The organism is Paenibacillus sp. 05T425 (assembly GCF_056396205.1).
In genome coordinates this window covers 102,529-125,328 of the sequence record NZ_JBFTLA010000004.1, presented here as the reverse complement: position 1 = coordinate 125,328, position 22,800 = coordinate 102,529, and the positions used below count along the sequence as shown (strand labels likewise).

Below are 22,800 nucleotides of genomic sequence, written 5' to 3'. Positions count from 1 at the left end.
TCGTAGTAGTAGAACTATATTCACATTATAAAACAATTGGTTTTCAGTATTCCTTGTACAATATTCATATATCATATCAAAATTTGAACATTTGCAAACCTGCAATAAAACCTGTACCTTCGCTGCAGCCCAATATTTACCGCTAAATATAAAGCGCTTTCTCTACTAATATGGAATAGAAGATCATTCCACATAAGAGAGGTTGAGACAGCATGAAAGGTAGAATGAAAAGGTTAGCCTGCAGCGCCGCGCTTCTCGCTTTACTAACCGCAGCCCCGGGAATCGGCTCCGCCGCCTCGTACACCGTACAGCCGAATGATTCGCTTTGGCTAATCGGGACGAAATACGGCGTTACCGTGGAGCAATTAAAGGCGTTAAACAGCCTGACAACCGATGAGCTAACGATTGGCCAAACGCTCCAAGTGCCGAACCCGCCGGAATATGCCTCGGTTAAGGTTCAGCAGAACGATACGATGTGGAAGATAGCGCAGCGTTACAATGTCCCGCTCGCTAAACTCATAAATGCAAATCCGCAAATATCGAATCCAAATAACATATGGATGGGACTAGAGATTCGCATACCTAAGAAGCCAGACAACTACTTAACAGGCGTATTTCCGCTTGCAAAAGGAAGCTATACGCCGTTCACCAATACTTATGCGGACTCACGTACATGGTCGCCTGATGTAGCGGCTGCTCGTTCGCACGAAGGCGTCGATATATTCGCGGACAAAGGCACTCCCGTATATAGCGCGCTTGGCGGCACGATCGTCAAAGCCGCATGGAACGAATACGGCGGCTGGCGCGTCACGGTGCGCGTCGATGAATCGACTGAGTTTTATTATGCGCATCTATCCAAGTATGCGACCGGCATCAAGGAAGGCGTTACCGTAACCGCAGGGCAGCTAATCGGCTATGTCGGCAGCACGGGGTACGGTCCCGAAGGAACAGAAGGAAAGTTTCTGCCTCATCTGCACTTTGCCATTTACAAGCGTACGCCAGTATATGCCGCCATCGATCCGTTCCTGTACTTGAAGTGGTGGGAGTAGTGAAGCTGCTCACTCATTAGTGAGGCTAACCTCACAAATTTAAGTGTAATAAACGCCCTACCAACAAATAATGAGGCAAACCTCACTCGCCATGAACCCAGGTTCACGCGCAGTGAGGTTTGCCTCATTCTAATTCCATATATTCCGAAATACACCGTAATAAAGTGAGCTTTGGTTCATTAATTAGTGAGCCTCTTCATAACTTAACTCTCGACGCATATCCCCTACAGCGACAGCTGCCTTAAGCTATAGAACTCGCCTTTGCCTGCCATCAACTCGTCGAATGTGCCGATCTCGGCTACACGCCCGTTCTTCATGACGACGATCCTGTCCGCATCGCGAATCGTGGACAGACGGTGCGCAACAATGAACGTCGTCCGATCTTTAATGAGCTCCTGCATCGCCTTCTGCACATGGAACTCCGACTCGTTGTCGAGAGCCGATGTCGCTTCGTCGAGCACGATTACCTTCGGATCGCGAATTAACGCGCGCGCTATCGCAATCCGCTGACGTTGGCCGCCAGACAGCTTGCCGCCGTGCTCGCCGACCATCGTATCGAGCCCTTTGGGCAGCTTCTGGATGAACTCGGACAAGTTCGCCATCTCTACGACGCGGGCAATGTCCGACTCGTTAATCTCTTTTAATCCATATGTTATATTATCGCGTATCGTACCAGAGAATAGGATATTCGTCTGCGGCACGACGGCCAGATGCTTGCGGTAGCTGCGCAGGTCGATATCGTTCATATCGATGCCGTCGACGCGCACCTTGCCTCCGGTCGCCTGCAGGAAACCAATGACGAGATTAAGCACCGTCGATTTGCCTGCACCGGACGCACCGACGAACGCGATACATTCGCCCGCCTTCACCTCCAACGTGACGTCCTCGAGCACATGATGCTCGCTGCCCGGGTAGGAGAGCTCTACGTTCTCAAAGGAAAATGCGCCTCTCACATCCGCCATTTTCTGCTTGCCGCGATTGTTCTCGATGTCCGTGGACACTAATATTTCTTTGATCGAGCGAATCGACTCGAGACCCTTGGCGATCTGCGGATAAATATTAATTAGACCGGTTACCGAGCCCAATATCATCGAGAAGAAGCCTTGATACATGACGACGTCACCGACCTGGATCTCGCCTTTGTAAGCGAGATAAGCAGTGAACATTAAGCAAAGCACCTGGAAGATTTGGAACGTTACCCAGTTCGATGCGCCGAAATACGCTTCAACGAGGTCAAGGCGATAGCCTTTGCCTTGAATATTGCGCAGCGTCGAATCGATGCGCGCAATCTCCACTTTCTCGAGGCCATGCGCCCGCGTGACCGGAATCATCTCGACCATCTCCGATACACGCGACGACATTTGCTCGATCTCCTTGCGGAACTCGCTGTTCGATCGGCGGATCTTCCTGCGGAACGCCGTTACGATAGAGATTGACATCGGAATCGTAAGAACGAAGAACAGGGATACGACCCAACTGCTCTGAACCGTAATGATGAACGAGACAACGATGTTGACGACTGCCGGAGCGAGAGCGATCATGAACTGCTTCGACATCGCCTCGACCGCTTCGACATCGCGAAGCACCTTCGACTGCAGCTTGCCGGCCGGAAGCTCGCGATGCGAGTTGATCGACAGCTGCTGCAGCTTGCGTACCATTGCGCTGCGAAGTCCCGCCTCTACATGCCGGACAGCACGGCTGAGGAACGATATGTACGCCGCATGAGTCGGTATATTTTGCAAAATGACGATGACCACAACGATAAAATTGATCCACATGCCGCGCATGGAATGTGCCGAAGGATTCGTGGCGATATTGATGATATTCGCCGTAACGATCGGCAGCACATAGATCGGCGCGCTTTTCACAATCAAAAAAACAAACGAAATAAACAAATTGCCAAAGTTCCCTTTGTATAACGATAACAAAAACTTAAACGGGGTCGTTTCTTCTGCAAGCGCCGCGTTCTCGAACGTGCTGCCTAACCCTCTCCGTGCCTTAAGCTCTGCGGCACTCTCCAACATGATAGTCTCCATCCTTCTGCAGCTCATAATCTTTAGGTATCATCATTTCGTGCTGACGCCACTCATCTTAACTCCTAACGGGATGTTATGTAAATGTGTGAATTTGCAAAAAAATATTGATTTTTGCTTCTATCCGCTCAGCGGTGCTTATCCTTATAATCCTTCGGCGTTACGCCGACCATCTTCTTGAACAGCTTGTTGAAATAGACCGGATCGCTATAGCCGACCAGCTGCGAGATTTCATAGTTTTTTAAAGAAGGATGATCGCTCATGAACTGCTTCGCCTTCTCGATCCGAATCCGAATAAGGAAGTCGGTCACCGTCTCCCCCGTCTCCTGCTTGAACAGCCTGCTCAAATAGTTGCCGCTCATGCCAACCGTCTCCGCAATGCTCTCCATCTCGAAGTTTTTGTCATACTGCTGCTCCAGTATCGCCTTCATCCGTTCAATGACGTGATGCTCCTTGTCGGCAGACAGGGATTGCGACGACGCTTCTTCGGCTAGCTGCTCCTGCTCCTTCGCCGTTTGCCTCTCGCTCTTCAGCCTAGTGAGCAGTTCGTACAGCTGCGCTTTATCGATCGGCTTCAGCAGATAGTCCCTTACCCCTTGCCTAAGCGCCTTGCGGGCGTATTCGAATTCGCTGAAACCGCTAAGCACGATCATAGCGATCGACTTGTCGCGTATATGTTCGATGAGACGGAAGCCGTCCATCATCGGCATCTTTATATCGGTAATCAGGACGTCAAGCTCGCCGGGAGCAAGCTTGGCAATATGCGTCCAAGCGTCCATCCCGTTGCTGAACGAGCCGATCACTTGTATGTCGAGGTCCATTTTCAGCAAAATCTTTTGCAAACCGAGCCTAATAAATTCTTCGTCGTCTACGATGATGATGTTCATGCCACTTCAGCTCCTCCCTCGTAGTTTGAGCCAAAATCCGCAAAACTTCAATCTTCCCTTCCTCAGCGCTTGCAAGAAAAACAAGCGGGCGGTTACTTCACCGCGCCGCTTGTCACACCTGCGAAAATATATTTTTGAAGGAACATGTAGAGGATTGCCGTAGGAATCATAATAATCAGGATTGCCGATGAAATCATCTGCCAGTCGCCGCTGTTGACGCCGAAGAAGCGCATAAGCGAGGTCGATACGACGACATGCTCGGGCCGTGGCAAGTACAAGTACGGAATGAACATATCGTTGTAGATGCTGATCGTCTTCAAGATCACGATCGTCGCTGTCGCCGGAGCAAGCAGCGGGAAGATGATCGAACGGAAGATCCTGAACAATGAAGCTCCCTCCAGCATGGCGCTCTCATCGAGCTCATAAGGGATGTTGCGAATGAATTGCAAGAAAATATATATTTGCAAAATATCGGCGCCGACATAGATCAGTACCGGCCCCATCAGATTGTTCGTCAGCTCCAGCGCTTGAATCGTCTTGTAGTTGACAACCTGCGTCGTAATGGACGGAATGATTGTCGCGAAGAGGAACAGTCCGACAAGCGCGCCTTTGAACTTAAAGTTGAATCGTCCGACCGCATAACAGAAAGCCGAGCCGATCAAAATATTAAGCACGAGCGTAACCACGATAATAATAATCGTATTGCCGAAGGCCGTCGTCATGTCCGCGGACTTGAATGCCGCGCCGAAGTTGCTGAAGTTAAGGAAGCTGTCCGGCAAGGAGATGGAAGACTTCGTTTGGAACTCTTCCTTCGTCTTGAAAGCATTGACGATAATAATATATGGCGGGAACAATATCGCAAAGGCGGCTGCGAGGAGCGATAAATATTTGACGCTATCCCAGATTCGGCTAGATCGCTGCATCCTTTATTCCCCCTTTCTATTCAGCAGGAAGCGCTGAATCGATAACACGATGACTACAAATAACAACAAGACTACACTCATTGCCGATGCTAGGCCGTAGTTGTTGAACTGGAATGCGGTCTCGATAATTTTCATAACGAAGGTTTCGCTTGCTCCGGCCGGTCCGCCCTTAGTCAATACGAAAGGTAGATCGAATACTTCCAAAGCTCCCGTAACGGTTAAGAACAAGTTCAACTCGATAATCTTATAGATGTTTGGCAGCGTAATATGCAAAAATTGCTTCCAGCCGTTCGCTCCGTCGATCGATGCGGCCTCGTATAGGTCACTAGGGATCGATTGAAGCGCTGCTAAGTAAATAACCATATTGAAGCCCATGAATCTCCATAGGCCGATAGAAGCCAGCGTATAGTTAACGAATGAACCATTGCCAAGCCAGCTCGTTTCGGACAAAGCTCCGAAGCCCAGCTGTCCCAATAAGTAATTAAGCGAGCCGTTCGTCGTATCGAATACGTATCCGAATAAGTAGGCGACGGCAACGCCGTTAAGAATATAAGGCAAGAATAGCAGCAGTCGGAAGAAGTTGCGTCCCTTCAGCTTGCTGTTAAGTACAACCGCGAAATAAATAGCCAGGATGTTCTGAACGATACCGACGACGAAGTAAGCAAGGTTATGCTTGAACACGCCGAAGATGCCCGGATTGGAGAAAACCTCCTTATAGTTGTCAAAGCCGATCCATGACCGGTCCGGACTTAAGCCGTCCCAGCTCGTGAAGCTGATGCGAAACAGCTCGAGCGCCGGGTAATAAGCAAATGTCAGAAGCAGCAGCAGCGGCACCGACACGAACAGAGTGATGATGAGCTTCTTCTGCGTATTAAAAGAAAGCCTGCTGAACATACGGTATCCCTTCCTTCCCGAAAGACTAGGACGGATGATCCCACAACCCGATCATCCGCCCGCGCCTCGTTATCTAATGAATAACAATTACAGTTACAGACCTAAGTCCTTCTTCGCTTTCGCCCAAGCCGTGTTCACCTTATCGAATACTTTCTGCGGATCCTTCGACAATACGAACTCTTGAACGACAGCTGCTTGGTCAAGCTGCGCTTTGTTCTGGATTTGCGTTGCCGCATCCACTGGTTGCGCCGGCTCGAAGTATTTCGGCGAGTACGTGTTGAATTCCGCAAGCTGTGGCAATTTTGGTTCTTTGCCTTTGAGCGTCGGGATGAAGCCCGCGAAGTCGTCGAAGCCTGATTCTTCAATCATCCATTTCACGAAGGCTTTAGCCGCTTCTACGTTGCCGTTTTTGTTAACCGCGTAGAAGAAGTCCGGGTTAAGAGGTGCTTTCGCTACGCCGCTGTTGTCGGCAGGGAATGGGAAGAAGCCTACGTCCTCGGCAGCAGCGCCGTTCTCGATAACTTGGTTGATAACCCAGTTGCCAAGCAGATACATACCGAAGTTACCCGATGCGACGTCCTTCTTCGATTGCTCCCAGTTCGTCGAGTTAACGTCTTTCTCAAGGAAGCCTTTTTCGTACAGTTCGCGCAGGATGCCCCATGATTTGCCGTATGCGTTGTCAAGCGTGTAAGGCGTATCCGTTTCAGCGCGTTTGTTCTGGTGAGCCGGGTCCTCGCCTACGATCGTAGTCACGTCATATACCCATGCATCAAGCGGCCATTTGTCCTTGAAGTTGGAAGCGAGCGGCACGATGCCTGCATCCTTCAGCTTCTGCGCAGCCGCAAGGAACTCGTCATACGTTTTTGGAATTGCCGTAATGCCGGCTTTCTCGAACGCTTTTTTGTTATAAACGATACCTACAGTAGAACCGCCGGAGGATACGCCGTACATTTTGTTTTCGAACGATTTCAAGTCTTTGAAATAGATCTCGTCGGAAAATTGAATGTCGTCAAGCGGAGCAAAGTAGTTCGACAGCTCGTTGTTCGGAATGGTTGGCGTGAATACGACGTCCGGGAAATCGCCGGAAGCGATACGGATCTTAAGCGTCTTGTCGTAGTCGAGGATCGCTTCGAACTTCAGGTCAACGCCCGGGTATTTCTCTTCGAATCGTTTCTCGTAATCAACATACTCCTTGTCAACCATGTCGGTACGGTTCGTTAGGAACACAACCTCGCCGGTAATGTTGGGAGCAGCCTCCTCGCCCCCGCCGTTGCTCGGTTTGTTCGTTGCCGTGTTCTCGCTTGCCGGTACGTTTGTCGCTTTGTTCGTTTCATTGTCCCCATTGTTTCCGCCACATGCAGCCAACGTTGTTAGCATAACAGCAGACACTAAAGCTAACGATGCAATTTTCTTCATTTCGTATTTCCCCCTGTTCATCGTTTGGTAACGCTTGCAAATTGAGTTTACCTCACTCGTAAGCGTTCGCAAATGGTTTAAAATGCGATTTATAGTCTTCAAATGACATCTTCATAAATTTCATTTCTAACTAACATTTATTTAATGTAATCGCTTTAAGTGCGATTTTAGCTTTCATATCGCATCGTTTATTGAAGAAAAAATAAAATTTACTCGTTTCGCGACTAAGGTATTGCCAAAACACCTGTTTATCATGTTTACTTGTTATATAACAAACTAATTAATTATGATAACAAATCTACCTAACAGCAAAGCGAGGCGATTCTATGTCAACTTTATCCACTTTACCCTCCTACATCGGAGGAATGACCTGGGGTTGGACCGGCGTTCGCGGAACTTGGACTGGCGAGCAAGCCGATAAATCGATGGAGCTTATGGCCAGCCGCCTTAACGTGAACTGGACGGCCATCACGCTCGGGGCATTGCAAGATCATCCTCAAGCAACTGAAATCAAATATAAGGAAGCGCCGACTGTAACCGATGACGAGGTGCGCTCTGCCATTCGCAAGGCGAAGGAGCTTGGGCTTCAAGTTGTAATGAAGCCTGTCGTGAACTGTGCCAACGGCACTTGGCGCGCCCATATTAACTTCTTCGATGTCGACGTGCCCTGTGAACCGAAGTGGTCGGAATGGTTCGCCTCCTATACCGCATTTATCGTTCATTATGCAAGGATCGCCGAGGAGACGGGCTGCGAGATGCTCTGTATCGGCTGCGAGATGGTACAGACGGATCGCCGTGAGCAAGAATGGCGTAAGCTTATCGCCGAGGTTCGAGGCGTTTACTCCGGCATCATTACTTACAACTGCGATAAATATCAGGAAGCCAATGTGAAATGGTGGGATGCCGTCGACGTCATCTCTTCGAGCGGATACTATCCGATTGACAATTGGGAGGAGCAGCTTGATCGCATCGAACGTGTTGTGGCTGCTCATGATAAGCCATTTTTCTTCATGGAAGCGGGCTGTCCGAGCCGCGAGGGCTCGCCTTATATCCCGAACGATTGGGGACTTGCAGGGGCACCGAGCGAAGAAGCGCAGCGCAGCTTCTACGAAGCGATGTTCTCGGCTTGCGACAAGCGTGACTGGGTAGGCGGCTTCATGTTATGGGATTGGCCAGCAAAGCTTTATGAAGAAAGCGAAGCCGGTGCCAACGACGATTACTGCATGTACGGCAAGCAAGCGGAGAGCACGGTTCGTTCCTATTACACAGTCAAAACAAAGCAACCGGCGAAAGGGGCGGCAACTAAATGAGCGACTGGAAACAGCAATGGCTGCCTGCCATTGAGACGGAGCTGAAAGATAATATTCTCGGCTTCTGGATGAAGCATTCCATTGACGAAGAGAAAGGCGGCTTCTACGGCTACATCAGCCGCGAGCTTGAAGCGGATGCCTCGGCAGACAAAAGCTCGGTGCTCAATACTCGCATTTTATGGACATTCGCTTCCGCCTATCGTATTTACAAAGACGAGCAATATTTGCGAATAGCCGAGCGTGCATATGCCTATGTAACCGAGCATTTCATCGATCGCGAATACGGCGGCTTGTACTGGATGGTGGATGCGGAAGGTAGCCCGTCCCAGTCTAAGAAGCAGATTTACGGTCAAGCGTTCGCTATCTATGCGCTGTCCGAATATTATCGCGCCACCGGGCACGAGCCGGCGCTCGCACAAGCCATCGAGCTCTTCTCGGTACTGGAGAAGCACGGCTACGACACTATCCATAAAGGTTATGTCGAAGCGTTGTCCCGCGAATGGGAGCAAACCGATGATCTTTCCTTAAGCAACAAAGATTTGAACGAAAAGAAATCAATGAATACGCATCTGCATGTGCTGGAGGCGTACACGAATCTGTACCGCGTTTGGAAGTCGGATGAGCTTAGCGCGAAGCTGAAGGAGCTAATCGAAGTCACGATCAAGCATATTATCGATGACGACAGCGCGCACTTCCTGCTATTCTTCGACGAGGAATGGAACAGCAAGTCCGAGCACGTCTCTTACGGGCATGACATCGAGGGCAGTTGGCTGCTCGTTGAAGCAGCCGAGGTGCTTGGCAACGAAGCTCTGCTGGCCGAGTCGAAGGCCATCGCGCTGCGCATGGCGGAAGCGACGCTGAATGAAGGCGTCGATAAAGACGGCGGGTTATGGAATGAAGCGGACGCTCACGGACTCATCGACGCAGACAAGGACTGGTGGCCGCAAGCCGAAGCCGTCGTCGGCTTCTATAATGCTTATCAGATGAGCGGGGACGAGAAGTACCGCGACGCTGCGCAGCGCTCTTGGCAATTCATCGAGAATTACATCGTCGACAAACAGTTCGGCGAGTGGCATTGGAGCGTAACCGAAGATGGCAAGCCGAGCGGCAATGTGCAGAAGGTAAGCGCCTGGAAGTGCCCTTACCACAATGGCAGAGCTTGCTTCGAGATGCTCGAGCGACTGCAGCACTAGACGGGTAGCCTTGGTTTCGTGATGAAGGTGAAATAACAGGATTTACTACCGTTAATTTCCTCTCATCGCTCGATCTAATCGAATTAACGGGATTTCCTCCCGTTAATTTCCTCTCATCGCTCGATCTAATCGAATTAACGGGATTTCCTCCCGTTAATTTCCTAATAGGAGCTTCAATTCGGCAAGTAGGCTCGAATTAGCGGGAGTTTTTCCAGTTATTCTTTAAATAGAGTAATATCGTTCGAAAATAGCTCCAGTTTTTCCCGTTAATCAGTACATCCCGACTAAAAAATTGGCAATTAATGAAACGGAGGCCATCCTAATGTTAAATTTTGAACAACGCAAGCAGCTTCTTACGGAGCGTTATGAATCTCTCGTCGGTCGCAAAAACAGTCCGATCGAGCTCGGCAACGGCATTTTCGAACGTTACGAGCACCCAGTTCTAACGGCTGAGCATGCACCGCTTCACTGGAAATACGACTTCAACCCGGAGACGAATCCGTATTTCATGGAACGTATCGGCGTTAACTGCGTCTTCAACCCAGGAGCAATCTTCTTGAACGGCAAGTTTTTCCTTGTCGCCCGCGTAGAAGGCAATGACCGCAAATCGTTTTTCGCGATTGCCGAGAGCGATAACGGCGTAGACGGCTTCCGTTTCTGGGATCATCCGATTCTGCTGCCGGAGACATCCAATCCGGACGTTAACGTCTACGACATGCGTCTCGTTCAGCATGAGGACGGCTGGATCTACGGCTTGTTCTGCACCGAGCGCAAAGACCCGGAAGCGCCAAGAGGCGACCTCTCCAGCGCCGTTGCGCAATGCGGCATCGCAAGAACGAAAGATTTGAAGACGTGGGAGCGCCTTGACGATCTGAAGACGGCTTCCAACCAACAGCGCAACGTTGTGCTGCACCCTGAGTTTGTCGACGGCAAATACGCGTTCTATACGCGTCCGCAAGACGGCTTCATCGATACGGGATCCGGCGGCGGCATCGGCTGGGGCTTGTCCGACACGATCGAGAATGCCGTTATCGATCGCGAGATCATTATCGACGAGCGCCACTACCATACGATCAAGGAAGTGAAGAACGGCCAAGGACCCGCTCCGATCAAAACGGACAAAGGCTGGCTTCATATCGCTCATGGCGTTCGCAACACGGCTGCCGGCCTTCGTTATGTCATTTACGCGTTCCTATCCGAGCTTAACGATCCTAGCAAAGTGACGCACCGCCCAGGCGGTCATCTAATTGCGCCGGAAGGCATCGAGCGCGTAGGCGACGTATCCAACGTAACGTTCTGCAACGGCGTTATCGCGCAAGAGAACGGCGATGTGTTCATCTACTACGCATCCTCCGATACGCGCTGCCATGTCGCTGCGACAACTGTTGATCGTCTGCTAGACTATGTGATCAACACGCCGGAAGATCCGCTCCGCTCGTACGCATGCGTGGAGCAGCGTATCGAGCTCATTGACCGCAACTTGCAGCTGGCATCGAAGTAATACGGTTTAACATAACGAAACGAGCCTATCCTCGCTTTTATTAGCAGGATAGGCTCTTCCTTTTATCAGCATAAAATCCCCCTCCGCCTCCGCCCCTAGATGTAGACCGCTCTATTCCATAGGCCGATTGTCAATCGATTCCATATACGAAATAATAGAGAAAATAACATATATGTAATCCATTATTCATCAGCTACATTCACGGTTGGAGGAGGAAACGTATTGACCACCCAAGAGCAAGCTACAGAGTTAGATAAGCCTATATTGGTAGTACTTAAAATGCTGCGCTGGGCCAAAGCCTACTGGCTCGCCTACTTAGGCATTATTGCCATCGTCCTAGTTGCATCGTTGCTTCCTGTCGGCTGGGCCGAAGCGATGCGCCTATTGTTCGACGCGACTTCGCAGCTCAATATGGACGGCTTGCTGCAAGCCTCGATTTGGTTCGGCTCCCTGTTCGTTATCGAGGTTGCCGTCTCATTCCTGCAAGCGCTGCTCAATCAGCGGCTAAGCAATCGTACCACGCTCGATATGCAGCGAGGACTGCTTGGCGGGCTTTTCACAATGAAGCTTTCTCGTTATATGAAATGGCATACGGGCGATAAGCTCCAGCGGCTCAATAGCTCTGCACCGACCGCGCAGGAGGGAATCAATAAACGTATCCCCGAGCTCATTCACAACGTCCTTTCGATTCTGTTCCTATTCGTCTACTTAACGATTCTGTCTTGGGAGCTGATGGCCGGGGCGATCGTCGTCGCCTTGCTGCTTCCGCTGCTTAGCAATATGCTCGCGAAGCCGATACGCAGATGGCAGGACAAGACGAACGAGGGGCATGGCGAGCGCGACGCTATGCTGCTCGATCAATTGCAAGGCGCTGAGGTTGTCCGCAGCTATGGACTGCGCCCTTCCTTCAACAAAGCGTGGAGAGACAAGGTCGAGACGACAAGGCATCGTTGGCTGCGAACCGAGCTGCTGCGCGCTGTGAACGGCTGGGCTGTGTTTATCGGTTTTTGGCTTGGCCAAGTGTATATATTCAGCATGGGAGCTTCGATGGTCGTTAATGGGAGTCTCGCCGTAGGCGCCATAGCCGCTTTCATGTTGTCGTATGAACGGCTCGTTTTCCCTCTTGCGCATCTTATTCAGACTTGGTCCTCCGTCTCGGACTCCGTCGCACATGCAAAGCGAGTCTATGAGATGATCGATCCTGCCGAGGCAGAAGCAGCAACCGTTATGGATGCCACCTTGCCTTCAGCCGCCGCCTTGCCTCAGCAGGGCGATATCGTCTTGGATCAAGTCACATTCGCCTACAACGATCAAGACATTGTCCTCAATCAACTCTCGCTCACCATTCGGCAAGGTCAGGTTACTGCCATTGTCGGTCCTAGCGGGAGCGGCAAGAGTTCTCTCATTAAGCTCATTCTCGGTCTTCATTCCCCTTCTTCGGGAACGATTCGATATGGTGCACATGACCTGAACGAACGCAACGCTGAGTCGTGGAGACGGCTAACCGCCTATGTCCCTCAGGACGCCGCACTGTTCGATGCAACAGTCATGGATAATATCCGCATCGGCCGACTGGACGCTACGGATGAAGAGATTGCCGAGGCGGCTCACTACGCAAACGCCCATCCTTTTATAGAGGCGCTGCCTGAGGGGTATGCAACCCGTCTTGGAGAGAGAGGACAGCGCCTATCCGGAGGCGAGCGGCAACGTTTGGCACTGGCAAGAGCGTATTTGCGCAATCCTCGTATTTTGCTGCTGGATGAGCCTACCTCGGCATTGGACGGCATTAACGAGCGTCTCATGCAGGATGCGCTTCAAAGCGTAATGCAAGGAAGAACCGTACTCGTAGCGGCACATCGGCTATCAACCGTTGAGGACGCGGATTGTATCGTTTATATGGAAAATGGCAGCATCATAGAGAGCGGGACGCATGCCGGGTTGCTGCAGTTAGGCGGCAAGTACGCTGCGCTTGTCAAAGCGGGCGACTGGTCCGACCTGCGAGAGGAGAGTATGGCCCGATGAATTCACCAATCCCATTACGTACAACACCAACGCTCAGGCAGCTTATTGCTTTGCTGTGGTCGAAGCTGGGCAAAGGGAAAGTTCCTTTTACAGCGTCGGTCATCTTAACCCTCGGCGAAACGGTTGTCATGCTGCTCGTTCCACTGCTGATGGAAATATACTATAACCGACTAGAGCTAGGACAGTTAACCTATATTAACAATCTAATGATCATTTCTACCATTATCGTGATCGTCCTTCTCGGTCTCACTATTCTTGGATTCTACAATAAGCAAAATAGTATGAGCGCACTTCAACGCGACGTTAGTCTAGAGCTCGCCGACGAAGCGCAACGGCTGCCGCTGCAAGACGCCTCGGCATCGCACTCCGCCGACCTGGCCCAGCGGATATGGGCCGATGGAGACCGAACAAGCTGGATTCTCTCCACCTTGTTCCACGGCATCGGCAGCCAAGCGATTATGCTTGTGCTCGCCGCCATCTACATGCTGTGGCTGCAATGGGAGATTGCTTTGGCACTGTTCATCCTTATGCCGATTGGCATTGTTGGCAGCCACTTGCTTCGCAGAAGGCTCGGCGTCATCGGCCTTGCCGTAGCGGAGCAGGAAGCTGCCGTGCGGCAATGCCAGCAGGATGCGCTGCAAGGCATGGAGACACTGCGCGCCTTCGGCGCCGAAGGCTGGATGATGGACCGCTTCGTGGAGGAACGCCATAAGTTGAACAGGCTGTATATGCAGCGCATGTGGTGGAACGAGCTTGTGAACGGACTCACCGTCTCGCTCTCCCTTCTTCTCACCTGGGGTTCTGTACTCGCAGTCGCTTGGCTAGCCGTACAAGGAAAGCTTCAGATCGGCGCGTTGATGGCCTTCTTCGTGCTCGTCTGGAGGATCTACAATCCGCTCGTCAATATCGGCAGAATGTGGGGCGAGGTACAGCAGAACTTAGGGCAGACAGCACGTATATCCGCCCTTTGGGGGGCGAAGAAAGAGCCTAGCCATGCCGTCGATAGCTTCAGCGGCAAGCAGCAGCATGACATACGCTGGAGCAACGTATCGTTTCGTTACGATGAGCATGCAGGCGTTCATACCGATCAACAAACAACCGATTCAAACACCAATGCCGACATGTCCGCAGCCGGTCAACATTTGCTGCAGCGCTTCAACCTGGAGCTGCGTCCCGGTTCATTCACCGCTATCGTTGGACCAAGCGGGTCCGGCAAGTCAACAGCTGCCAAGCTTGGCGCGGGGCTGTTATTTCCCGACGAGGGTGAAGTAACCATTTGCGGTGCGAATCCAAGCCACCATGCGGAATTAGCTAGGCAATACGTCGCTTATGTTCCCCAATCCCCGTATCTGTTCGCGGGTACGATCCGCGATAATTTACTCGTCGGCAAGCCGAATGCTTCAGACTCCGATCTCGTTGATGCAGCCGTTGCCGCAGCCGCTCACGATTTCATCATGGCTCTGCCGGACGGCTACGATACGCCATTGAAGGAGCATGGCAGCTCTTTAAGCGGCGGACAGAAGCAGCGGCTGGCCATCGCCCGCGCCATGCTCTCAGCGCGGCCCATCTGGATCTTCGACGAGGCCACCTCGGCGCTCGACACCGATACGGAGCGCTACGTGATGGACAGTGTTCGCAAACGCACACTGCTGCAGGGAAGCACGCTGCTCGTCATCGCCCACCGGCTGACGACCGTGCAGGACGCAGACTCCATTATCGTCATGGAGAACGGCTTAATCGCCGAGCAAGGCGACCACGAGCAATTGCTGATGCTCACAGACGGCACCTATCGCAAGCTGTGGAATAAAACTTAACGAGCTTATTCGGACTGGGAGGGAGCAGCTCTATTAGCTGCTCCCTCCCGTTTCTTAACGGTCCGTTGATGCCCACCCCAGCTTCACACCCGCTTCGCTCCATAGCAACCTAAACGCCTCCCCCCTCAACATTTCGCTGCACTTTATGCAACTGATCACCTCTACACGGCGCTTCTACAAGTCCTCGTTGCATATTGTGCAACGGACCCTCCAATATGGAATTATGCAAGTTCGCCCATTCACGCCAAATTACGGCTACTCGTCCCCTCCCCCTGCCGAACGTACTAAAAATCGCTCCCCCTCCCGAAAGGTATAAAGAATGAAAGACAGCATGAATACGATCATGGGGGAACAGGGATGGAGACAGTAAAGAAAAAAACATACACAAGAAAAAAGGTCATTAACATCGTAACCGTTTTGTTTTTGGTTATCTTTATGATGGCTGTAGCCGCATGGGTAGCTTTCCGGATGCTCGTCGGCGCTCAGGATATTGGTCAGTTGGAGACTCCTCTTCCGGCTGCGACCATCGTTTATGACAAGGACGGCAAAGAAGCGAGCCGAATATCGTTTAATAAAATAGAGGAAATAGATTACGCAAGTATTCCGGCCCATCTCGTCCATGCGGTTATTGCCATCGAAGACAAGCGGTTTCTAACGCATGACGGCATGGACGTCCGGGCAATCGGACGCGCTTTTTGGACGAATGTATCAGCGGGCGGTACGATGCAAGGCGGGAGCACGATTACGCAGCAGCTTGCGAAAAATGTATTTTTGTCTCAAGAGCGAACATGGTCGCGGAAATGGAACGAAGTGCTTTTGGCCAAAAAAATCGAGGAAAACTACAGCAAGGAACGTATCATGGAAATGTATCTGAATCAAATTTACTACGGAGAAGGAGCCTGGGGAATTAAACGGGCTGCATACACCTATTTCGGCAAAGAGGCCGATCAGTTGACCGTCGCCGAGGCAGCTTTGCTGGCCGGTCTTATTAAAGCGCCTTCGGCACTTACACCGTATAAACATTTAGAGAAAGCCACAGAGCGGCGAAACCTTGTTCTGGAACAGATGAAGGAGCAAGCGTTCATCGACGCCAATACTTACAATGAAGCGGTTAAGGAGCCGGTTACGCTATTAAGCGCTAAGCCTAACCGCGTCGACGATATCCGGTTTCCCTATTATGTGGATCAAATGATTCGTGAAGCAATGACGCAGTACGGCTTATCGGAAAATGAAGTGCTCCTCGGCGGGCTACGTATCTACACCGAGTTGGATCAAGGCATGCAGCAAGCAGCCGAGCAAGTGTATGCGGAGGAGTCGTTGTTCCCGCAAAGCACGGAAGATCAATTGATCCAGAGCGGCGCATCTTTGATTGACCCGAGAACAGGCGGAATTAGAGCGCTCATAGGCGGCAGAGGCGATCAACCGTTCCGCGGCTTTAACCGCGCTTCGCAGCTTAAGCGCCAGCCTGGCTCTACGATCAAGCCGATCGCCGTCTATACGCCGGCATTGGAAGCGGGCTATCGTCCGATGGATACAATCGTTGACGAGCCGATCAATATTGGAGGTTATGAACCGCAAAATGCCGGCGGGGGCTATCACGGGAACGTTACGCTGTACGAAGCGCTCATTAACTCTTATAACATCCCGGCTGTTAAGCTGTTGAACGAGCTCGGCATTGACAAAGGTCTGGATGCGGCCGGTCGCTTCGGCATCCCATTGACCCCGGAGGATCGAACGCTCGGTCTTGCGCTTGGCGGTCTGCATGAAGGCGTATCTCCGATGCAAATGGCGGAAGCGTTCGGCGTATTCGCTAATGATGGCGTGAAGATGCAGGCACATTCGATAACGCGTATCGAATCCGCAGACGGCGTTCTGCTAGCCGAGGCAGCTAAGCCGGAAGGCACGCAGGTAACGGAGCCCGGAATTGCTCGGACGATAACCGCCATGCTCGAAGGTGTCATTCAAGAGGGAACAGGCACCGCCGCTGCATTGCAGGGACGCCCGGTTGCCGGCAAATCGGGTACGACCCAAATGTCGGGAGCAACCGAGCAAGGGGCCAAGGATAACTGGTTCGTCGGTTATACGCCGCAGCTTGTCGGGGCTGTGTGGTTAGGCTACGACCATAGCGACAGTATGCATTATTTAACGACAACATCGAAGGCGGCGGCTGCCGTATTCCAAGCTTTAATGGAGCAAGCGCTCAAGGATGAGCCTGTGCTGGCCTTTCCGCCCGCGCCTTCCGATATGTGGGGCAAGAAACAGAAGGAAGAGAAAAAGGAGTCTAATTCTGAAAAACCATCCAAAAATAAAGAAAAGAATAAAGAGAAACGAGATAGGAACAAGGAAAATAAAAACGACAATAAAAAATCAGACAAAAACGATAAGCAGAAGAAAAAAGAGCGTGAGCGTGAACGAGACCGCGATCGCTAAGCTCGTAACGGCATTTCGTCGAACTAAAAAGAGTAAATGGTGAAAAGGTCTGCGTATAGCGGCATTTCATCAAACTATTCAGCCGATTTTTGGCTATATTGCCAAAACCGCTTTATTAGTGGCCCTAAATCAAACTATATGAAGCAGTAATTGCGCAAACCCTACATTAGTTGCCCAAAATGCCTTTATAGCGCCGTATGCAAAAAACAGTGTTGGCCGAAGCAGCTGCTTCATGGCCAACACTGTTTTTCCGCGCAGCAGCTACTGCTGCTTCACTCCGCTCTTCACATGCGCAGTCGAATCGCGATACAGCAGCTCGCTCGAGAGCAATATTTTCTCGATCGGCGCTCCCTTCTTCACGATTCGTTCCATCAATCGCTCGACCGCGCGCCTTCCAAGCGCCTCCTTCGGCACATGCACGGTCGTCAGCGCCGGCTCCATCCGATAGGAGTCTTCGATATTATCGAAGCCTGTAACGGAGATGTCGTCAGGCACGGATATGCCAAGCTCCTGCAAGGCTTTGACCGCGCCGATAGCGATCATATCATTGGCGCATACGAGTGCGGTAGGCAGCTTACGGAGTTTCTTGCGCTTCATGGCCCACTGCTTAATCTGCTCCTCGAACGCCTCATGCTCATATCCTTCAACTCTTAGCAAATAATCGTCGCGCTGCTGCTCGGCGCCCTCCTGCTCCTCAATCGCATTGCGGAAACCGAGGAAACGGTCTTGGAAGCTGCGCGAATATCGGATATCGCCTACGAAACAGAGCTGCTTATGGCCGATGCCGATTAGATTCTTCGTCAGGCGATACATGCTCTCGAAGTTGTTGGCGAATACCGCATCGCTTGGAATAAGCATATCCTCATGATCGACCAGCACCATCGGCAAGCCGATTCGATGCACCTCAAGTAACAGCGACGTCGAGATTTCACCTACGCCGACCAGTCCTAGAATACCGTTCGGGTTCAGAAAATGAAGGAAATGCTCGACGCTTTGCTCGGATACGATCACCATGCCCAGCCCATCCTCTTCCAAGCAGGTAGAGATGCCGTCGAGGATCCGCCCCCAATATAGCGACTCCTTCGTCTGAAAGCGGATATTAGGCATAAGGACGAGCACCGATTGTTTGCCAGAAGCCGGCACCTTAGGCAGCTGCTCCAAGTTCATCGACTTCACGTATGCATTCTTTTGGGCAAAATACCCGAGCTGGGATGCGGCACTGATCACCCGCTCCTTCGTGGCGTCGCTAACGCCCCCCTTGCCCGAAAGCGCTTTGGATACGACAAACTTTGATACGCCTAAGTGATCGGCGATTTGCTGCATAGTTACCTTCTTTGACATCGGTTATGCTCCACCTAACTTTTTGATATGTTGCGCGCTTCCTTCCAGCGCTTGTTGTACTCGTCGAATGCCGATTGCAGGCTAGGAGCCGCAATCCATTCCTGAATGTAATCGCCGGACCAGAACGTCATCTGAGCGGCGGAGGCAATTTCGAGCAGAGTATCGTTCGGGACGCTTTTCTCCAGAAACTCGATGTTGAACGACAGGAACTCCTTGAATTGCGGCAGCATCGGCTCCTTCGAATTATCGACGGGCAAGAAGCCGGAATCGTCCACGTATCCTGATTCATGGACAAAATAATCGACCCATGCCTCGGCCAGCTCCTTGTTCGCGCTGAACTTGCTGACGCCTACGAACCAGTCGGGACTTAGCGGTGCGAACCTCTTATCGCTATTGTCGTAAGGGAACGGGAATAATCCGATGTCCTCTGCATCCGCACCTGCAGCGACGACTTGATTAATGACCCAATTGCCCATCAGATACATGCCGGCGTTGCCCTCGGCAAGCTCGCGCTTGGAAGCTTCCCACTGGTTGGACAGCAGCTGCTCCTCGACATACCCTTTATCAATAAGCGTCTTAACGATCGTAATCGCTTGACCCCAAGCATTGTCGATCGTCCACGGCTCATCGGTCAATACCATTTCGTTCAAGTATTCCGGATTGCCCGTCATGTAGCTGACGAGATCCTCCCCCCATGTCATGAGCGGCCACTGCGCGCCATAGTTCAGGAAGACGGGCACAACGCCAGCTTGCTTCAGCTTCTCGCATGCCGCATAGAACTCATCCAGCGTCGTCGGTACCTTCGTAATGCCTGCCAGCTTGAACGCTTCTTTGTTGTAGACGATTCCTGTCGTCGATGCGCCAGTCGCAATGCCGTACCTCTGCCCGCTATATGCCTTGAAATCGGCGAACCGTACATTCTCGAACAAATCCATGCTGAGCGGTTCAAAATAATCAGGCAGCGCCTCATTCTTAATGCTGTTCGGCACTAGCAGCACGTCGCCGATCGTCCGCGTCGACAGCCTGACCATAATGTCGCTGGCATAATTGGTAATGCCTTCGAACTTGACCGTGACGCCCGGATGCAGCTTGGCGAAGTCATCGGCATATTGCTGGAATACGCCGTTCTCGATCAGATCGACGCGATTGGTCAACACCTGAAGCGTAACGGGCTCCGTCTCTGTCTTCGACTTGTCGGTTGGGGCGATATTGTCCGGATTGCCGGATGTCCCTTGCCCGCATCCTGTAACGAATACGCCTAATAAAATTGAGATAACGAACAGAAGAGCGTATTTATTCATTCCGCTTCTCTCCCAGGTTCAAATGGAAGCTGCAGCACGACTTCCGTACCGTGCCCTAGCTGGCTGTACACTTTCAGTCCATAGCTGATGCCGTAATGGAGCTTAATTCGTTCATTCACGTTCTTGAGTCCGATGCCTCCGGACGTGCGCATAGACACGACCTCATCGCCGCCTGCGAGCGAGCGGTTAAGCCGCTCGAGCGTATCGTCATCCATGCCGACGCCGTCGTCCTTAATGTGGACAAGCATCCCCTGCATCGTCACCTCGACATGAAGGGCAATCGTCATGAGCGGCTTGGAGTCGTCCATGCCATGGTAGATCGCATTTTCCACGATAGGCTGCAGCACAAGCTTAATGATCGGATATTGCTCCAATGGCTTATCCAAGCCGCATTCGAGGACGAACCGGTTCGGATATCGGTAATTCAGCAGCTCTACGTAATTCCGAACATGGCCGAATTCTCTCGACAGCGTCACCTCTTCATGCAGATCGCTTATGCTGTAGCGCAGCAGCTTGCCTAATATGGATATCATATCAGCGGCCACCTGATCGTCGTTCAGCTCTGCAGCCATTCGGATCGATTCCAAACTATTGTACATAAAATGCGGATTGATCTGACTCTGCAGCGCTTGTAGCTCCGCTTCCTTCTTCTTCGTCTCCATCTCGTAAATGTCGCTAATGAGCTGACTGATTCGCACGATCATCCGATTGAACTGATTGCCGAGCTGACCAACCTCATCGCGCGACTTAACCGGAAACTGAACGTCGAAGTCTCCTTCCTGCACCGTCTTCATAAGCCTCATCATCTTGCGTAGCGGGTTCGTAAGCGCGAAGGAAAAGAATGTCGAGATGAGCAGCGCCACCAGAATGGTAATGAAGGTAGCGATCCAGGTCACGTTGCGAATGACGACCGCATCCTTCGTCAGCTCGCTGACCGGTATGGAGGTCATCACTTTCCAGCTTGTATTGGGCGATGTCGTATAAATGTTGAGACGCTTCACGCCTTCTTGCTCATCGTAAAAGCTGCCCTTGGCTCCGACCGCTTGCAGGACGGCAGGGTCGTCCTTAATGTTGGTTGAAATGCGCTGCCGGTCGCTATCGTAGATAACGTTGCCGCTCTCGTCGATAATAAGCGACTGGCCATTGGTCACCTTGTCCAGCTCGATGATTTGGTCCTCGATTACGCTAATATTGGCGTCAACCGCAATGACCCCGATCGGCTTAAGCGACTTGTCGATAACCTTGCGGACAACCGAGAACGCATATTTCTCGCTTTGCAGATTGCTCGTATACTTCTGCGTGCTGAACAGCATCGCCTCTCCTCCCGATGCCTCAACCGCTTCGCGCCAGTAGTCGTAGCTCTCCTTGACGTTAGACCGGATGCCGCCCGCTGCCGCTTGGAAATAGCTGTTGCCGAACTGATCGAAAATATATACAGAGTTTGCGCCGCGCTTAATGGTATTAATGAAAGAAATATTGCTTTCGATACCCCGCTGAATGGAGAGCAGCGTGTTGAAATCCTCAGGAATCGATTTGCCGCTTTCTCCAGCCGCCTGCTTCCGCTGCTCGTAATAGCTGTTTGAGCGAATCAAATTTTGCTTTATATCGTCCTGATAGGCCGGAATTGAAGTGATGCGTATCATATCCTCAATGTAGTCGTCGACCCGCACCATCATGTTTTCGAGCATTTTCGTCGAGTATACAATCGTCTTCTGCTCGATCGACAGCGAATAATTCGTATAAGAGATATAGCCAATGAAGGCTAAAGGCAGCGTAACAACGAGCAGAAAGACGACTATCAGCTTGCGCTCCATTCTCATATCGCCAAAAATCGACCCGACGCGCCAGAAGCGCCTGTTCAGCCTCATTGCTCGATTCCCCCGTTGCTTTGCTTAGATGTTAAGTTAGATGGCCGGCATTACGTTTCCGCCGTTCACAGGGATGTATGCGCCTGTTATGAAGCTCGCCATATCGGATGCCAAGAACGCAACCGCATTGGCGATTTCCTGATCCGTTCCTCTACGCTTGAGCGGCACCGTCTGTTCATAGCTCTCGCTATGCTCCGTATGATTCTCCCGGTCGCGGTCGCTGATCGTCCAGCCCGGCGCGATCTGATTGACCGTAATCTGGTGCTCCCCGACTTCCTTCGCAAGCACGCGGTAGATACCGTCCATGCCGCGCTTGCCAGCCGTATAGGCCGACTGCCCTGCGAAGTTCTGCATCGCACACTCGGTGTTGATTCCGATCATGCGGCCTTGCTTGCGCTCGATCATTGCCGGCACGAACGCCTTAGCCAAATAAACGCTTTGCATGACGCATGATTCGAACTGGCTGACGTAATCAGCCGTTGCCTGCTTCAGAATGCTCGTCCACTCGTATTGAATGACGGCGTTTGCGACTACGATATCGACATGCCAGCCCTGCCCGTCCAAATAGTCCTTCATATCGCCCATTTGCTTCTCGCTCGTCACGTCAGCCTTTACGATGAGCGCCTGCACGCCAATTTCCGACATTTCCCTTTGAAGCTCTTTTGCCTTTATCTCGTTACTGTTATAATGAAGAACAATGTTAGCTCCGCATTTGGCAAGCGTTCTAGCCATCACGCGTCCCAGATCGCCGGTCGCTCCTGTTATTAATGCGGTTTTGTTTGTGAGATCAAGCTTCATATCGTACGGACACCGTCCCT

General features: G+C 51.6%; 16 protein-coding genes. 7 read left to right on the top strand and 9 right to left on the bottom strand.

Going from position 1 to position 22,800, the window contains the following annotated elements:
• The first annotated feature begins 212 nt into the window (after window positions 1–212).
• Window positions 213–1,049, top strand: coding sequence for a LysM peptidoglycan-binding domain-containing protein (locus AC1DF0_RS09605; protein ID WP_477573777.1), 837 nt, complete (start codon window positions 213–215; stop codon window positions 1,047–1,049).
• Window positions 1,050–1,273: 224 nt separating this feature from the next.
• On the opposite strand, the gene AC1DF0_RS09600 is transcribed toward AC1DF0_RS09605, so the two are convergent.
• The 5 genes from AC1DF0_RS09600 to AC1DF0_RS09580 all read right to left on the bottom strand — a co-directional run bounded on the left by AC1DF0_RS09600 (window position 1,274) and on the right by AC1DF0_RS09580 (window position 7,202).
• Window positions 1,274–3,073, bottom strand: coding sequence for an ABC transporter ATP-binding protein (locus AC1DF0_RS09600; protein ID WP_477573776.1), 1,800 nt, complete (start codon window positions 3,071–3,073; stop codon window positions 1,274–1,276).
• Window positions 3,074–3,210: 137 nt separating this feature from the next.
• On the bottom strand, window positions 3,211–3,969 hold the full coding sequence (locus AC1DF0_RS09595; protein WP_442048291.1) for a response regulator: 759 nt from the start codon (window positions 3,967–3,969) through the stop codon (window positions 3,211–3,213).
• Window positions 3,970–4,061: 92 nt separating this feature from the next.
• Complete coding sequence (locus AC1DF0_RS09590) at window positions 4,062–4,892, bottom strand: carbohydrate ABC transporter permease (RefSeq protein ID WP_442048292.1); 831 nt, start codon at window positions 4,890–4,892, stop codon at window positions 4,062–4,064.
• A 3-nt stretch (window positions 4,893–4,895) separates the two neighbouring features.
• Window positions 4,896–5,786, bottom strand: coding sequence for a carbohydrate ABC transporter permease (locus AC1DF0_RS09585; protein ID WP_337098313.1), 891 nt, complete (start codon window positions 5,784–5,786; stop codon window positions 4,896–4,898).
• 93 nt (window positions 5,787–5,879) lie between these two features.
• Window positions 5,880–7,202, bottom strand: a complete 1,323-nt coding sequence (locus AC1DF0_RS09580; RefSeq protein ID WP_477573775.1) for an ABC transporter substrate-binding protein — start codon at window positions 7,200–7,202, stop codon at window positions 5,880–5,882.
• 326 nt (window positions 7,203–7,528) lie between these two features.
• On the opposite strand from AC1DF0_RS09580, the gene AC1DF0_RS09575 reads away from it, so the two are divergent.
• The 6 genes from AC1DF0_RS09575 to AC1DF0_RS09550 all read left to right on the top strand — a co-directional run bounded on the left by AC1DF0_RS09575 (window position 7,529) and on the right by AC1DF0_RS09550 (window position 17,472).
• A complete protein-coding gene (locus tag AC1DF0_RS09575; RefSeq protein ID WP_442048295.1) occupies window positions 7,529–8,512 on the top strand; it encodes a glycoside hydrolase family 113 in 984 nt (327 codons plus the stop codon).
• Window positions 8,509–9,705: an AGE family epimerase/isomerase gene (locus AC1DF0_RS09570; RefSeq protein WP_477573774.1), complete on the top strand. Its 1,197-nt coding sequence runs from the start codon at window positions 8,509–8,511 to the stop codon at window positions 9,703–9,705. Before AC1DF0_RS09575 ends, AC1DF0_RS09570 begins: the two co-directional genes overlap by 4 nt.
• 322 nt (window positions 9,706–10,027) lie before the next feature.
• Window positions 10,028–11,206 carry a glycoside hydrolase family 130 protein gene (locus tag AC1DF0_RS09565; RefSeq protein WP_442048297.1) on the top strand — a complete coding sequence of 393 codons (1,179 nt, stop codon included), beginning with the start codon at window positions 10,028–10,030 and terminating at the stop codon, window positions 11,204–11,206.
• Window positions 11,207–11,428: 222 nt separating this feature from the next.
• Complete coding sequence (locus tag AC1DF0_RS09560; protein WP_477573773.1) at window positions 11,429–13,228, top strand: ABC transporter ATP-binding protein; 1,800 nt, start codon at window positions 11,429–11,431, stop codon at window positions 13,226–13,228.
• On the top strand, window positions 13,225–15,042 hold the full coding sequence (locus AC1DF0_RS09555; protein WP_477573772.1) for an ABC transporter ATP-binding protein: 1,818 nt from the start codon (window positions 13,225–13,227) through the stop codon (window positions 15,040–15,042). The genes AC1DF0_RS09560 and AC1DF0_RS09555 overlap by 4 nt, the downstream gene beginning before the upstream one ends.
• Window positions 15,043–15,399: 357 nt before the next feature.
• The gene (locus AC1DF0_RS09550) at window positions 15,400–17,472 is read left to right on the top strand and encodes a transglycosylase domain-containing protein (RefSeq protein ID WP_477573771.1); all 2,073 of its coding nucleotides are present in this window, start codon (window positions 15,400–15,402) and stop codon (window positions 17,470–17,472) included.
• Between the two features lie 261 nt (window positions 17,473–17,733).
• Here the strand turns inward: AC1DF0_RS09550 and AC1DF0_RS09545 are convergent, their stop codons facing one another.
• From AC1DF0_RS09545 to AC1DF0_RS09530, 4 genes are read right to left on the bottom strand one after another with little or no spacing between them, the layout of a single operon-like run.
• Window positions 17,734–18,813: a substrate-binding domain-containing protein gene (locus AC1DF0_RS09545; protein WP_475823743.1), complete on the bottom strand. Its 1,080-nt coding sequence runs from the start codon at window positions 18,811–18,813 to the stop codon at window positions 17,734–17,736.
• Between the two features lie 14 nt (window positions 18,814–18,827).
• Complete coding sequence (locus AC1DF0_RS09540) at window positions 18,828–20,114, bottom strand: ABC transporter substrate-binding protein (RefSeq protein WP_477573770.1); 1,287 nt, start codon at window positions 20,112–20,114, stop codon at window positions 18,828–18,830.
• Window positions 20,111–21,982, bottom strand: coding sequence for a cache domain-containing sensor histidine kinase (locus AC1DF0_RS09535; RefSeq protein WP_477573769.1), 1,872 nt, complete (start codon window positions 21,980–21,982; stop codon window positions 20,111–20,113). The genes AC1DF0_RS09540 and AC1DF0_RS09535 overlap by 4 nt, the downstream gene beginning before the upstream one ends.
• A gap of 36 nt (window positions 21,983–22,018) precedes the next feature.
• Window positions 22,019–22,780, bottom strand: a complete 762-nt coding sequence (locus AC1DF0_RS09530; protein WP_442048304.1) for an SDR family NAD(P)-dependent oxidoreductase — start codon at window positions 22,778–22,780, stop codon at window positions 22,019–22,021.
• Between the last annotated feature and the right edge of the window lie 20 nt (window positions 22,781–22,800).